The following is a 12,582-nucleotide window of genomic DNA, read 5'->3' as shown; positions in this document are numbered from 1 at the left end:
TTGGGAGGTACAAAATGAAACTTAAGTTGAGTTGGTTATTTTACACTTTATCTATTATCGGTGTAGTAGCTGTTACTTTGGCATTTTTCAATATTGGAAGAGAATTTTTTGATAGAAATAAAAGTTGGTTTTTGGCATCCCTATGGATTGGTTTAATCGGTAATTCAATTTTAAAAAGGAGTAAAAAGAAACAAAGCATAAGCTAGTGAGTTAGGGCAATATTCAAGCCCCGGCTTTTGCACATCTTTGCGTACAAAAGCCGAAAGCGATAACCAATTGGAAAAGCAAATTCATTTGGTCCTCCTAAGACATTTTCTTAAAGATGTTAAAGATTAATCATATATTACAGCTTTTCCTTGTTCGCGTAACATTTTTAAAGTTGCAAGCATATGATTTATTTCTTCATCGGAATGTCTTTGCCATGAACTTAATTCAGCTACTATTTTTAAAGGAGATTTAGACCTATAAGAACGTGTTGGGTTACCGGGGAATTTTTTGTCAGTCAGGTTTGGATCATTTTCAAATTCACCTAATGGTTCTACAATAAAAATTCTTTCTTTTGAGTTAGATGTTGCTAATTCAGCACCCCATTTAGCAGCATTCAATGTTGCAGTAAAGTATATATAGTTAGATTTTTTATCTTGGTAATTTGATAGGTGTTGTGATTCTAATAAATCTCCAATTTTTAATTCGGCTTTAGTACCATGAAAAAAAGGACCATGATCCAAGACATCTTTATTGGCATCCATATTTATCCACCTCTTAATTTTTGGATTTGTGTATATCAGTATATTATTGGAATTACTAAAAGAGTAGTCTATAAATAATTCATAAATAGTTGTATAATGTAAGTAGAGAGAATGATTTCGAACGAAATTATCAACTATGTACGTTTTGATTTATCACCACCATTTTGGGTTATTGCGGATTTTTGGAAAACATATGGTTTTATCCTTATAAATTGATATTTAGCAATAGGGTGCGTTGATCAGGAAGGATTGACCGCCTTTTATTGAATTCCATAATAATCAAACGATGCAGTTATGTAGGAGATAGATTTGAATAGAAAAATGGCCTGCACAAACTGATGTGAGTTTGGGCAGGCCATTTTAAGTTATTTATAGGATTTGCACCGTAAGAGGAATTGCAGGCTTTTTTGTTGTGTTATTGATATTTCACCGTTACAAACTATTTCTTAAACTTCTCCGGAAACTGCTTTACAACTGCATCTGATATGGCATCGGCCATCATGATGATGTGAGTCATTCCGTCGTCGATGGAAACAATTCTTGCTTGCCAATCTTTTTTCAAGCTTGCGTTAAGGTCATCTGCAACCATTTCCAGGTGGGTATACAGTAACTTCTTTACATCTTCGTTTTTTAGATTTGGGTTGGCTTTGCTGAGGAAAGCGGCGATATCGTCAGCATTTCTATACCATTCTTTGTTTAGCTGATCTAGCTTTGCTTTATCTCCACTTTTAGCTGCTTCAACTATACCACCGGCAATAACTATATGCTCCTTAAGCAAGTCCGTAAGTTTGTTTCCGGCTGCCTCTCCATATACCGGTTTGATTGAATTTCCGATGTCCTCCTGGTTTCTTAGAAGCCTCTCAAGCACGTCTTTTTGATCCTCTGCACCTGCTGTCGTGGCACTTGTAATATAGTTGCTTGTCCACAATACATGGTCGACCCATAGTCGACGGAAATCATTTTCGAACTTTACCTCAGATTGGGTAATACATTTGTGCTGTGGTTTAGCGTAGGCAGGGGGTGATCCGGCCATCATATTCATCGATAAAAATAAAATAAAACCCATCACCAATATTTTTTTCATGCTACACATTCTCCTTTGTAGGTTAATAACGTCCTCCATTATTATTAATACAAGGCATTTCTTTTATCCAAAATTGCAAAATAAAAGACCACCAAATGGCGGCCTCTAAGCTAATGAAATTTACTTAAATCATAATACTGAACAGTTTTTCCATCGCGATCGAACTGGATGATTAAATTGTTCTTATTAAATTGATAGATGAATTGGCCGCAAGACGCACTTTCGTAGCAAGAGACGGTCTTTACTTGATTAGGGTATCCATATACATCGATAATCTGACTTTTGTCTTTCGGAAGGGAGCTAAGTTGTAAATATTCCGGATAGACTTGCAGGCCGAATACGGAGCCATTCTCCATGTTGAAATTCACGCGAACTCCTGCACCCTCACCATTGTAATACAGCGACCGGATATTCAACTGGTCCTCTGTTTTTACCGGCTTTCCGAATTGCTGCAGTAGCTGGCTGTATGTGGAGCCAACGTGGACACCATTAACATGTAGATTTTTACTTGTTACAATATAGGCATCTTTAATCCCATTTTTACGCAACAGCTCTTTCTGCTTTTCGGCATTACCTTTTTTTGAAAAAACACCAGCCTGGATACGGTAATAAGTTTTTTCATTAATGACCTTTGTAACGAACGTAGCTTCAATTCCTTTCTTTTTAAGATTAGCGATTTGCTTTGTTGCATTGTCTTTCTTGGTAAAAGAACCACCGACAACTGCATACATCGGTTCCGATTCTGTCACGCCAGGGAGCAGCAGCTTTTGGCCAATATATATGGTATTGTTCTTTAACCCGTTGAACTCCTTTAACTCCTGGACAGTCAGGTTGTATTTTTTTGAAATGCTGTAAAGTGTATCACCTTTTTTAACAGTCAGAGAATGGTCATCTGCATAACCAAACCCGTTGGCGAAAAAGAGTAATGAAACCATCAACAAGATGCCCAACCCGAGCTGCATGAAACGTTTTGTCTTCTTCATTTTTGATCACCTCAAATAGTTTGACGAGATGATTGCACCAGAGTTTCGAAAGGATAAGCCTATTTTTAGATGGAGGGAAAAATGGGTGGTGTAAAGGGGGAAACCCTTGAAACTACTATTGACATTGCTAACTGTAAAGTTTAATATTACAGTATCGGTATTTTTATATCTAAAAAGATTCTATTGTTGTTTATCTGTAATTTTTATTATTACAGTTAGGCGGAGGAGCTGTTGATCATGGTTACTTTATATATCACATCAAGCTGTGCGTCTTGCCGGAAAGCCAAGGCATGGCTGCAGGAACATCAAATTGATTTTATTGAAAGAAATATTGTATCAGATCCACTTTCTGTTGACGAAATTAAATCGATTCTTCGATTGACAGAGGATGGAACAGAAGAGATTATTTCGACGAACTCAAAAACCTATAAGCAGCTGGATATGGACATTGACTCTCTTCCACTGAATCAATTATATGAACTAATCAGGAGAAATCCGCAAATGCTGCGCCGCCCGATTATCCAGGACCATAAACGGCTGCAGGTTGGCTACAATGAAGAAGAAATTCGAAGCTTCTTGCCGCGCAAGCTACGTACATTTACTGGCTTAGAGTTGGATAGTATTGCGACCTAGGTGCTTTTGCTTTAAATCGGACTGGATGAAAGGTAATATATAGCATAATAAATAGTTACTTTTGTTAGGAGGCAGGCAATGAACAGCGATTTTACCTTGGCCATTCACAGTTTAACCCTGCTTGCACTTCAGCCGGACAGAATGTCGACAAGCGAAGCGATCTCAGAGAGTGCAGGGGTTCATCCTGTGCGTATCCGCAAAGTGCTGGGCTTGTTAAAAAAACATGGCTTTATCAAATCAAAAGAAGGTACCGGCGGCGGCTTCATTTTTGCGCTCGATTTAAATGAAGTAAACCTCAGGGATATATATAAACTTACTTCCGAAGGTGCACTACAGCCAAAGTGTCCTGACTCTAATGAGAAATGTGTCGTCGGAGCGAATATGCACAGGGTTCTGTTTGCTATTTTCCTTGGTGCTGAAGAACACTTGGGAGAATATTTGAAGCACTATTCGATCAAAGAAATAGTGGACCTGGTAAAAGAAACGAACTGCGACTAAGGAGAGAGTATCTTCTTCTTAGGCGATAAATGTAATGAAAAATATTACAGATTAAATGAATGAGGTGACTTATATGTTGTCCAATAATAACAGTATTTTAAAAGTAGGCGATTGGGTAAAGGGGAAATCCCGGGATGGTGAATTATTCATCGGATATATAGAGTCCCTTGATATTCTGGACGAAAAGGTTAATGCAACGATTACATCAAGTGATGATGAATCCATGGTTGGCAAAATAATTCCAATTTCCACAAATGGAGTAAAAAAACTGCCTGACCCTAAAGTGAAAAATAAGGCACAAATACAAAATCTGATTGATTTAGCGCTTGCAACTGGGGATGAAGAATGGTTCCTGGAGCTGTCTGAACAGCTGAATTCGATGAGAGAATTAGTCAAGGGTGTTTAAAAAATGAAGACGGTCCTTCCTATATAATGGAGGACCGTCTTTTTGCTATTTCATTCCCAGCGCCTTTTTGGTGGCTGGCCCGGCGACACCGTCAACCTTGAGTTTCTTCGCTTTTTGGAATTTCTTTACGGCGGCTTCTGTAGCTGGCCCGAAAACTCCGTCGATTCCTTTTGTGCTGTAGCCTTTATTCGTTAGGGCCTGTTGCAGTTGCTTCACTTCTGCGCCACGCATACCTTTTTTTAGGACAGTGCTTGTTGGTGCTGCGATGACTGGAACTGCGGCTTGGCCTGTTACCTTATATCCGTTAGCGGATGCGATTGCGTTAAAGGACTTTTTGGAAGTGGTGATGACAACCGGAGTATTGACTTTCACCTGATCATAAAGCCACTGAACCTCGTTGTCATACATTCGCACGCAACCGGCACTCACATATCCGCCGATTGACTTAGGGTTATTGTTGCCGTGGATGGCATAAGTTGTTCCCCATGTTCCCCTCGCATTAATGCCGAGCCATCTGTCGCCAAGCGGGTTCCTAGGGTCACCGCCTGGGATATTTCCGCTGTAATAAGGGCGATTCTTGATTTTGTTAACGATCTTGAACTTGCCCTCAGGCGTATAAGAAGCTTTTCGCCCAGTTCCCACCTTAAACGTTTTTACCAGTTTATTATTTTTGTAATAAGCCAGTTGATTGTTAGACTTATTGATGATAATCATATCACCGCCAGCAGCCTCTGCAGGTGCCTCAAAGAACAGCAGCGACAATAGAAGCATCATCGAAACCAGCAACTTTTTCATTTCCTATCCTCCTTGATTTCAATTGCAGGGCCTATCTTTCGGATATGGGCTACGGCCGTGCAATAAAGAATCTGTATTCTCAAACTTATAAACGATATTTTCTCATAAAAGTTACATGTTTTACCGTTATGTGGAAATAAATCGCGCGACAAAAAATCGAGTTATTTGTCGGTTTATGGAGTTTTTTTGAAGGGAAACGATTCAACTTCTGTAAATCTTCCCATAATGGGTAAGGAAGGAGTGGGAGTGTTGAATCATTATTTATCAATTGCCGTAGAATTGGTGAGCGGATTTGTATTTCTATTTATCATGACAAAATTACAAGGGAAGACGCAATTTTCCCAGATTACTCCGTTTGACTTTATTTCAGCAATCATCCTTGGTGAGTTGGTGGGAAACGCCATCTATGATCACGAAGTAAAAATAGGCGAAATCGCCTTTGCCGTGGCCTTGTGGGGAGTGCTTGTTTATGTCACAGAGACGGTTACACAAAAGTTCATACGTTCGCGGAAGTTACTGGAGGGCGAACCGAACATTGTGGTCCGAAAAGGAAAGATTAAATTCGAAGCTTTGAAAAAAGCCAAGCTGGATATCAACCAGCTGCAGAGTCTTGTCAGACAGCAAGGCTACTTTTCACTACGCGAAGTAGAATACGCGATCATCGAAACGAATGGAATGGTCAGTGTCCTGCCAAAAGCAGATTATGACACACCTAAAAATAGCGATATGAAAATCAAAGCAGAGGATCCAAGCTTGCCAGTCAATATGATTCTTGATGGAGAAGTAGTTCGCGAAAATCTTAAAGAAGCAGGCTTGGACGAACAGTGGCTGAAAAATGAATTAGAGAAGCAAAAAATCCACCATTATGAAGATGTGCTATTCGCGGAGTGGATGGAAAATGAACCGCTTTTTGTGTTGGAATATGAGAAGAAGGCGAACTGAGCAGTAGCTGAGTCAGCTTTCTTTTATTGCTAGTTGACTTTGTACCCCACTCATCTTTGTGGAGATTTGGTCAACGGGGAATAAATCATGTTCAATGGGGATTAAAATTGGGTCAACGGGGATTAAATCATGTTTAACCAGGATTAAAAGAGGAACAACGAGGATAAAATGGACCTAACCGTTAAAAAATCTTCTGCAACCGTTAAATTATTTGCGCTAACCGTATAATTAAATGAGCCAACCGTACAAATATTGGTACCAACCGTTAAATTTCGAATAATTAACGGTAAAAGCACAATAAAGCTGAACCTATGAATGATAAGTAGGTTCAGCTTTTTGCTGTCTGCTATTCAGTTTACAACAAAGGGGGAGTTTTGGGTTAATATACATATTCCGACTCCAACCCAATCGTAAATTACGGGGGGATAACTGTAGAGAATAGTAAATTGATTGCTGGCTTTTTGCCTTCTTTCGAATTAGGATAGGTCAATTTTAAATTTAATGGTAAAGTGGTTCTCCTTGTATACAACGATAAAATGATTTACCCTTTGTCTAGGGAGTGATGTAATGAGTGAAAACATTGAAGGTATTGATTACAAGGAAGTAATTGAATATGCACTGGATCCGCTAATTGTTCATACGCAACTGAAGATCATATATATAAATGAAGCTGCAGAAAAATTTTTTAGAGCCTCAAGAGACGAAGTAATTGGGGCAAGTCCGTTGGATATCTTTAAAGACTCTTCTAAACCCGCAATTACAAAAAGAATATCCGGGGCTTATAATGAACCAGCAGAGCTTATTGAGGAAACTATATATAGAATGGATGAAACCCAAGTTGAGGTTGAGTTATATTGTCACCCTATTAAGATAGGGGAAACAAAGGCCATTCAAACTTATGTAAAAGACATCACGGAGAGAAAACAGCAAGAAAAAGCACAATATGTAATGAATAGACAAATAGATGAGTTAGCGTCAAATATTGTACCCCTTTTAAAAGGCATTGCTGTGCTTCCTTTGTTGGGAGCAATAAATCAAGATAGAGCAGAACAACTCTTAGAATTAGTACCAGCCAATGTTCAAGAGCAAGAAGTAAGGAGTTTGATTATAGATTGTTCAGGAATTTATAAAATTGATAATTTAGTGATTGATTCTCTTTTTAAACTCAGCAATGTGCTAAAATTAATTGGTGTAAAGTGCATCATAACAGGGGTAAGGCCAGAATTAGCCGTAGAAGCAGTTAAACTTGGCATCAACTTAGAAAACGTAAAAACTTTTTCCGGTGTTAAAGAAGCCTTATATTTTTTAGGGCTGAATAATACAAAATAAAGGCCGATTTATTCACTGATTCCTAAAAATGGCGTCAATTTTTATTGACCTTTATCATTAGAAGGTGAATAAGGATCGTTCAACTGCCGTTGTTATGATTTTGAATAACCATCTGCATTAATTTAAATTATTAAATACGGAAGATATAACAAGTGTGATAAAATGCTCATGCCTTTTAAAAAAGGTAAATGAGCATTTTTTATTTTGAGATGGGTTTTATTCAACTTCTACCGTTTTCTCTGTATGGTCATGGATATTTCCTTTTTCCACATGTATTTTCACTATAAAATGCCCTTTACCAGGGAAGCTGAAATCAGCGGAATAAGTTCCTGATGAATTTTCATTCGCTTCGATGAATTGATGCTTCGTATCGTTCTCTTGCCAGATTTCAAAACGGACTACAGCACCAGTAATTAGCTGTTCTTCCTGAGCAATCTTAACCGTTAACTCGGTAGGCTTGTTGTTTTTTATCGTTGAAGGAGCATGGAAATCGAAGGTTGCCTCGCTATTATGGTGGTCGTTATGACCATGATTGGAATGTTGATCATCTTTTTCATTTTCCTCGTCAGCAGTGTGTTCATGGTCTGAGTCAACACCCAGCACAATTACTTCCTTCTTTGGCATGCTATGCATCCGGTTTGCTGTTGTGTGAGCCACAATGAAATATTTCCCGCCTTCGCTGAAGCTTTTCTTGATGGAATATGTGCCATCTTTCTCGTTTTGTGCCGGTATCATTTCATGGTTTTCCTGACCAGATTTCCAGATTTCAAATTTCACCTCATCTGCATCAATGACTTTTTCCTCTCCCTGAATTACCTCTGCTTTGATTGTAATCTCCTCATTGGCCTCGATATTTTCAGGAGTGATAATTGAGACCTCCAATAGTTCGGGGACGTTATCAAGCGATTCCTCTTTGGGATCCGGGCCAGACGAACAGCCTGTGATCAGAAACAGAATGATTATAAAAAAGAATAATATTTTCTTCATGATGTTAGACTCCATTCATTCGTCATTTAAATTCTCAATAATAATAAGGTGTAAATGTGATAAATGTATGAAAATATGCAGGGGCGTAAAAGTTTTATATAAACAGCGCTGGACAGGGATAGATACGGTTTAATCGGGAAAAATAACCCAAATATAAATTAGGGTGAGGTAGATGCATAAGAAGTTTTTCCATTTGTTTATATTAAGTATCATATTATTTTGGATACATAGTGGAACAGCGAATGCGAGTAATGATAAGCCAAGGCCATTGGAAGAAATCTACCCAGAAATAGGCTATAAAACAGTTGAAGAGTCAGTGAAAGAATTTGAACATCATTTCAATCAGGATTTAAAGTTACCTTTGAGAGTGCCACCTATTGACTTTACGCATCATTTTGGAAGGTTCAATGATTTAGAAGGGGAGATAAATGACTCTTTAGAAATCGAATTAATTAGTGATATGTCGGCTGAACACCATTATAAAATTAATGTTCGTCCTGCTAAATATAAGATCCCACTGAAGGCTAAGAACGTATTTAAATTAAAGAATGGAAACGATGCCATTTATACAGATGTCTCAGGTTTCAACTTGTTGGTCTTTGAAAGGGATGGCTGGCAGTATATTCTGAGCATTGATAAAAGAGTATCAAACCGAGTTCCTACTGATGTATTTGTTGAAATAGCTAATTCATTTGCTGATCAAGGTGAATAATCGTACTTGCCAAACAACTGGAATTAAAACTTAAAGACATATCAATTTTGATAGGAAAACCCGGCTCACAATGGCTGGGTTTCATGTATGTACTACTTTCTAATAGGCTGCTCCAACGTCAACATTTCTTCTTCCATAGAAGAATATTGTTGGTTTACAACTTGGATGGCATCTAATACAGCTGCGTTATAAAAGTGGGGTCCTAGTGATTCTTTAATGAAGTCAAGGACTCTTTCAGCTGCAAATTCCGAAATTTCTTCATCCCTTTCGTCTGAAAAAAACCTCTGGATATCAGATATCATTTCTTGCTGCTGCTCTTTTTTAAACTTATAAAACATAGCAGACCACTCCTCTCGAATTCATACAAGGAACACTTTATCTATAAATTTATCTAAATTACAGTCTTTATTTTTTTCTTTATTTATGTCAATTGAGACCATGTAGATGCAGGGTACAATAGGGCAAAGAAAATCTGTAAACAAATAAAAGGCTGAACCAACAAAAATCTGGTTCAGCCTTTACCATGGAAACTCAATCTTCTCTGCCAATTCCGGAAAATCGATGAACGGGTTCCGGTTTCCCTGGATATAGTAGATAGCTTGATTGCGATGCTGTTCGTAAAGGGTGGGCGGGAATTCTTTGTTCCAGCGGACCAGCAGCGGGATATCTACTTTCTTTTTGAATTCGTTCTTTACTCTTTTAGGATATCTCAGGAAAAAATAAAGCATGGCTCGAGCGGAGGCTCCTTTGCCGTGTTCAGGTTCGAACTCGAAGCCTGTTGTGACTCCGCAGTTATTTTGAATTGGTTCATCGTCACGTTCCGGATTGTAAAAATCAAAATCGGCAAATGCGTAGTTCGAGCGCGAGATGTTGCAATCAGGTTCACAGACAAACAAGTGGTGTAGATCGCCTTTCATCGGCTCGGCTCCCTCGAACCAGGACTGCGGCACAATATGTTCTGTGTTCATCTTGAAATGGTCCTCAAAAACCTTCAAATCCTTGATCGAATCAAAGCCATTCACCTGAATCTTGCGTGATCGCCGTCTGAACTCATCGTATTTTTCCCTCAGTGTTTCGTTATCCTCAATCAACAATGACTCCGGATCCTTCTTCTGGCTGGAATAGACACTCTTTGCGGAACCGTCCGGATATAAATCGACCCAGGTGTACAAATACAAATCCTTTGCCAGGAAGTAGGGCAGCTGATTTTTATGAGATTGGAACACGATTGTATGGAATTTGTAAAAGAGGGCCAGACCTGACAAATCCAGCTTCTGCGCACCCCGGTAATAGTCTTTAATATCCAGCTCATCCTGGTCTGGATCATAATAGAGCTGCTGGTTACTCTGAATGTTCCTCCGGTTTTCCTTCAGGATTGTCAGCAGCTTTTTCAAATCGAGGGAATCGTATTTATGATCCCAGCGGTCTTGACGTTGCTGTTTTTTAAACTTAGACATGGAAGTCTCCTCATTCTCGTTATCTTTATACCCATTTTACCCCTAAAAGGACTGTCCTTCAAAGAGATAGGAAGTAAAAATGACGGAACAAAGAGTTACCTAATGCAAGTAACCAGGTTTCTTCTCAACGACTTTTATGTCATTTTTTAAACTGCAACCATGCTCAAAAACACATTCATTGCAGTCCTTAAAGTATTCTTTAGGCCTGCTAATATTTTCTTTAAGTTCATTAAAGTAGGCTTTAGCAAGCTGGACATCATTTTCATCTGGATAATATTGAGAATGCTTGCCATCAAGGAGGGTGATTACTTCTACCTTCTCAGGAAGCATGCCGAATGCCTGATTGGAGAAAAGAATGGTTAAATATGTATAAAGATGGACCATCGATTCATCCGCTTCGAGCAGATATTTGGATACGGTGAAACTACGGTCGCTCCAATTTCCTACCTCAAATCTAATCGAAACATTGATTTCATCTAAGGAAGTTTGAAATTGTTCATACAGGAAGAGAGGGGAGCTCTTGATTTCCCTACTCGTTAAAGACTGTAGCAGATGGTCCGTTGTTTTTGCTAGAATTGTGTAGTAATGAGCCTTATCCTGAAATAAATGAAGAGGGATCTGGTCCCAGTACTGCTGAATCAATCTTAGGACGGTGACCTTACTCCTGGCCTTAGTCGGAAGGCTATAGTATTGATGGACAATGAGATTAACTGAATTTTGTACTGCCTCGCGCCAACTATACTCGCTGATCTTCTTGCCAACCACGAATCGATGGTAAAACTTGTACGGACACTCCAGAAAAGTTTCCAGATGGTAGTCCGTCAGCAATTTTTCAGTTTGTTTTTCACGCAAGAGACTTCCCTCCTTAAAAAATCACTTAATCAGCTCAAGAATCATTTCCTTGTTTCTCTCTGAAAATACTTTGTTATGGGATGATACCATTGCCGCTTGGGAAGCTGCCGGCTCGATGAACTGTTTTGCTTTATTGACTGCGTTGGCTGCGTCCTGGAATGTCCCGGCAATCAAGTTCAATTTTCCTTCGTGCTTTAAAATATCTCCTGCTGCAAATAAGCCTGGCACGGAGGTTTCACTTGTTGCAGTTCCATCAATGTAAAAATCATCAATCAGCTTCGGTTCCATTTCGCTATTTTTTAGTAATGATGCGTCCTGATCAAAACCGTGATTGACGAGCACATCATCAACAGAAAGGCGATGGACTTCACCAGAATTCTGATTGGTTATTTCAACATAACCGATAGATGAGCGGCTTTGGTCCGCAATTAAATTAGTAATGCTCGAATGAAACACACATTCTACAGAGCTGTTCATCAACTGGGTCACTTGAGATTCATGGCCAGAGAAGCAATCTCTTCTGTGGACTAGATAGATCTTTTTTGCAACAGGTTCGAGCGCGTTCGCCCAATCAATCGCCGAATTGCCGCCTCCAGAGATAACAACCGTCCGATCCTTAAAATATTTGAGAGAATTGACCATATAGTGGAGGTTTGAGACCTCGAATTTTTCCGCACCCTCAAGATTTAGTTTCTGAGGTTTTAAGATTCCGCTTCCAATCGCAACGATGACAGACTTCGAATAGTGAATTTCTCCTGAAGCACCTTTTAGTAAAAATAAATCCTGATCCTTGCTAATGGATTCGATTTTTTCATTCACTACAACCTCTGGATTGAAGGTCATCGCCTGTTCCTTTAATTGCTTGATTAAGTTTGCGCCGGTGATAGGGCCGATTCCGCCAACATCCCAGATCACCTTTTCAGGGTAGACATGGATCTTACCTCCGAGGTCAGGCTGTGCCTCGATAATCTTCGTTTTCATCTCACGTAAACCTCCATAAAACGCGGAATAAAGTCCGGCAGGCCCGCCACCGATAATGGTAAGGTCAAAGATTTCAATGTTTTCCATGGGAAACACTCCTATTAGTGTATTGAGTTAGATATTTTTTAAAAATTTGACGGAAAAATTGATAATTCACAAATCTGTCATTGACTG

Annotated in this window: 16 protein-coding genes; 7 read left to right on the top strand and 9 right to left on the bottom strand. The window is 39.1% G+C overall.

Annotation, left to right across the window (positions count from 1 at the left end):
- The first annotated feature begins 14 nt into the window (after positions 1 to 14).
- On the top strand, positions 15 to 206 hold the full coding sequence (locus TY49_RS02680) for a hypothetical protein (RefSeq protein WP_041964354.1): 192 nt from the start codon (positions 15 to 17) through the stop codon (positions 204 to 206).
- A gap of 126 nt (positions 207 to 332) precedes the next feature.
- On the opposite strand, the gene arr is transcribed toward TY49_RS02680, so the two are convergent.
- From arr to TY49_RS02665, 3 genes are all read right to left on the bottom strand, one after another.
- Positions 333 to 749 carry an NAD(+)--rifampin ADP-ribosyltransferase gene (gene arr / locus TY49_RS02675; protein ID WP_041964353.1) on the bottom strand — a complete coding sequence of 139 codons (417 nt, stop codon included), beginning with the start codon at positions 747 to 749 and terminating at the stop codon, positions 333 to 335.
- Between the two features lie 439 nt (positions 750 to 1,188).
- Positions 1,189 to 1,833 carry a hypothetical protein gene (locus TY49_RS02670; protein ID WP_041964352.1) on the bottom strand — a complete coding sequence of 215 codons (645 nt, stop codon included), beginning with the start codon at positions 1,831 to 1,833 and terminating at the stop codon, positions 1,189 to 1,191.
- A gap of 110 nt (positions 1,834 to 1,943) precedes the next feature.
- Entirely contained in the window at positions 1,944 to 2,816 is an 873-nt protein-coding gene (locus TY49_RS02665; protein WP_041964351.1) for a LysM peptidoglycan-binding domain-containing protein, read from the bottom strand.
- A 237-nt stretch (positions 2,817 to 3,053) separates the two neighbouring features.
- Here TY49_RS02665 and spxA point away from each other — a divergent pair, with 237 nt between their 5' ends.
- From spxA to TY49_RS02650, 3 genes are all read left to right on the top strand, one after another.
- Complete coding sequence (gene spxA, locus TY49_RS02660; RefSeq protein WP_041964350.1) at positions 3,054 to 3,449, top strand: transcriptional regulator SpxA; 396 nt, start codon at positions 3,054 to 3,056, stop codon at positions 3,447 to 3,449.
- Positions 3,450 to 3,527: 78 nt separating this feature from the next.
- Complete coding sequence (locus tag TY49_RS02655) at positions 3,528 to 3,947, top strand: RrF2 family transcriptional regulator (protein WP_041964349.1); 420 nt, start codon at positions 3,528 to 3,530, stop codon at positions 3,945 to 3,947.
- 73 nt (positions 3,948 to 4,020) lie between these two features.
- Positions 4,021 to 4,353 carry an IDEAL domain-containing protein gene (locus TY49_RS02650; RefSeq protein WP_041964348.1) on the top strand — a complete coding sequence of 111 codons (333 nt, stop codon included), beginning with the start codon at positions 4,021 to 4,023 and terminating at the stop codon, positions 4,351 to 4,353.
- Between the two features lie 45 nt (positions 4,354 to 4,398).
- Here the strand turns inward: TY49_RS02650 and TY49_RS02645 are convergent, their stop codons facing one another.
- Positions 4,399 to 5,148: a L,D-transpeptidase family protein gene (locus TY49_RS02645; protein ID WP_041964347.1), complete on the bottom strand. Its 750-nt coding sequence runs from the start codon at positions 5,146 to 5,148 to the stop codon at positions 4,399 to 4,401.
- A 249-nt stretch (positions 5,149 to 5,397) separates the two neighbouring features.
- Between TY49_RS02645 and TY49_RS02640 the strand changes: the two genes are divergently transcribed.
- Both TY49_RS02640 and TY49_RS02635 read left to right on the top strand, forming a co-directional pair.
- On the top strand, positions 5,398 to 6,090 hold the full coding sequence (locus TY49_RS02640; protein WP_041964346.1) for a DUF421 domain-containing protein: 693 nt from the start codon (positions 5,398 to 5,400) through the stop codon (positions 6,088 to 6,090).
- A 567-nt stretch (positions 6,091 to 6,657) separates the two neighbouring features.
- Entirely contained in the window at positions 6,658 to 7,419 is a 762-nt protein-coding gene (locus TY49_RS02635; protein ID WP_041964345.1) for a PAS domain S-box protein, read from the top strand.
- A gap of 216 nt (positions 7,420 to 7,635) precedes the next feature.
- Here TY49_RS02635 and TY49_RS02630 read toward each other — a convergent pair whose 3' ends face one another.
- Positions 7,636 to 8,406, bottom strand: a complete 771-nt coding sequence (locus TY49_RS02630) for a FixH family protein (RefSeq protein WP_041964344.1) — start codon at positions 8,404 to 8,406, stop codon at positions 7,636 to 7,638.
- Between the two features lie 172 nt (positions 8,407 to 8,578).
- Between TY49_RS02630 and TY49_RS02625 the strand changes: the two genes are divergently transcribed.
- A complete protein-coding gene (locus TY49_RS02625; RefSeq protein ID WP_041964343.1) occupies positions 8,579 to 9,118 on the top strand; it encodes a hypothetical protein in 540 nt (179 codons plus the stop codon).
- Between the two features lie 92 nt (positions 9,119 to 9,210).
- Here the strand turns inward: TY49_RS02625 and TY49_RS02620 are convergent, their stop codons facing one another.
- The 4 genes from TY49_RS02620 to TY49_RS02605 form a co-directional block, all read right to left on the bottom strand.
- Positions 9,211 to 9,456: a DUF2164 domain-containing protein gene (locus TY49_RS02620; protein ID WP_041964342.1), complete on the bottom strand. Its 246-nt coding sequence runs from the start codon at positions 9,454 to 9,456 to the stop codon at positions 9,211 to 9,213.
- Positions 9,457 to 9,636: 180 nt separating this feature from the next.
- Positions 9,637 to 10,575 carry an endonuclease I family protein gene (locus TY49_RS02615; protein WP_052442062.1) on the bottom strand — a complete coding sequence of 313 codons (939 nt, stop codon included), beginning with the start codon at positions 10,573 to 10,575 and terminating at the stop codon, positions 9,637 to 9,639.
- 99 nt (positions 10,576 to 10,674) lie between these two features.
- The gene (locus TY49_RS02610; protein ID WP_052442061.1) at positions 10,675 to 11,427 is read right to left on the bottom strand and encodes a hypothetical protein; all 753 of its coding nucleotides are present in this window, start codon (positions 11,425 to 11,427) and stop codon (positions 10,675 to 10,677) included.
- A gap of 21 nt (positions 11,428 to 11,448) precedes the next feature.
- Entirely contained in the window at positions 11,449 to 12,495 is a 1,047-nt protein-coding gene (locus TY49_RS02605; RefSeq protein WP_041964341.1) for an NAD(P)/FAD-dependent oxidoreductase, read from the bottom strand.
- Positions 12,496 to 12,582: the final 87 nt, after the last annotated feature.

This window comes from Mesobacillus selenatarsenatis SF-1, from assembly GCF_000813125.1.
Classification (GTDB): Bacteria; Bacillota; Bacilli; order Bacillales; family Cytobacillaceae; genus Mesobacillus; species Mesobacillus selenatarsenatis.
The sequence above is the reverse complement of the archived record's forward strand: the minus strand, read 5'-3'. Positions and strand labels throughout refer to the sequence as shown.

Excerpts from the sequence above, each read along its gene's own strand:
- TY49_RS02680 (WP_041964354.1), top strand. The coding sequence starts at position 15 with ATGAAACTTAAGTTGAGTTGGTTATTTTACACTTTATCTATTATCGGT.
- arr (WP_041964353.1), bottom strand. The coding sequence starts at position 749 with ATGGATGCCAATAAAGATGTCTTGGATCATGGTCCTTTTTTTCATGGT.
- TY49_RS02670 (WP_041964352.1), bottom strand. The coding sequence starts at position 1,833 with ATGAAAAAAATATTGGTGATGGGTTTTATTTTATTTTTATCGATGAAT.
- TY49_RS02665 (WP_041964351.1), bottom strand. The coding sequence starts at position 2,816 with ATGAAGAAGACAAAACGTTTCATGCAGCTCGGGTTGGGCATCTTGTTG.
- spxA (WP_041964350.1), top strand. The coding sequence starts at position 3,054 with ATGGTTACTTTATATATCACATCAAGCTGTGCGTCTTGCCGGAAAGCC.
- TY49_RS02655 (WP_041964349.1), top strand. The coding sequence starts at position 3,528 with ATGAACAGCGATTTTACCTTGGCCATTCACAGTTTAACCCTGCTTGCA.
- TY49_RS02650 (WP_041964348.1), top strand. The coding sequence starts at position 4,021 with ATGTTGTCCAATAATAACAGTATTTTAAAAGTAGGCGATTGGGTAAAG.
- TY49_RS02645 (WP_041964347.1), bottom strand. The coding sequence starts at position 5,148 with ATGAAAAAGTTGCTGGTTTCGATGATGCTTCTATTGTCGCTGCTGTTC.
- TY49_RS02635 (WP_041964345.1), top strand. The coding sequence starts at position 6,658 with ATGAGTGAAAACATTGAAGGTATTGATTACAAGGAAGTAATTGAATAT.
- TY49_RS02630 (WP_041964344.1), bottom strand. The coding sequence starts at position 8,406 with ATGAAGAAAATATTATTCTTTTTTATAATCATTCTGTTTCTGATCACA.
- TY49_RS02625 (WP_041964343.1), top strand. The coding sequence starts at position 8,579 with ATGCATAAGAAGTTTTTCCATTTGTTTATATTAAGTATCATATTATTT.
- TY49_RS02620 (WP_041964342.1), bottom strand. The coding sequence starts at position 9,456 with ATGTTTTATAAGTTTAAAAAAGAGCAGCAGCAAGAAATGATATCTGAT.
- TY49_RS02615 (WP_052442062.1), bottom strand. The coding sequence starts at position 10,575 with ATGTCTAAGTTTAAAAAACAGCAACGTCAAGACCGCTGGGATCATAAA.
- TY49_RS02605 (WP_041964341.1), bottom strand. The coding sequence starts at position 12,495 with ATGGAAAACATTGAAATCTTTGACCTTACCATTATCGGTGGCGGGCCT.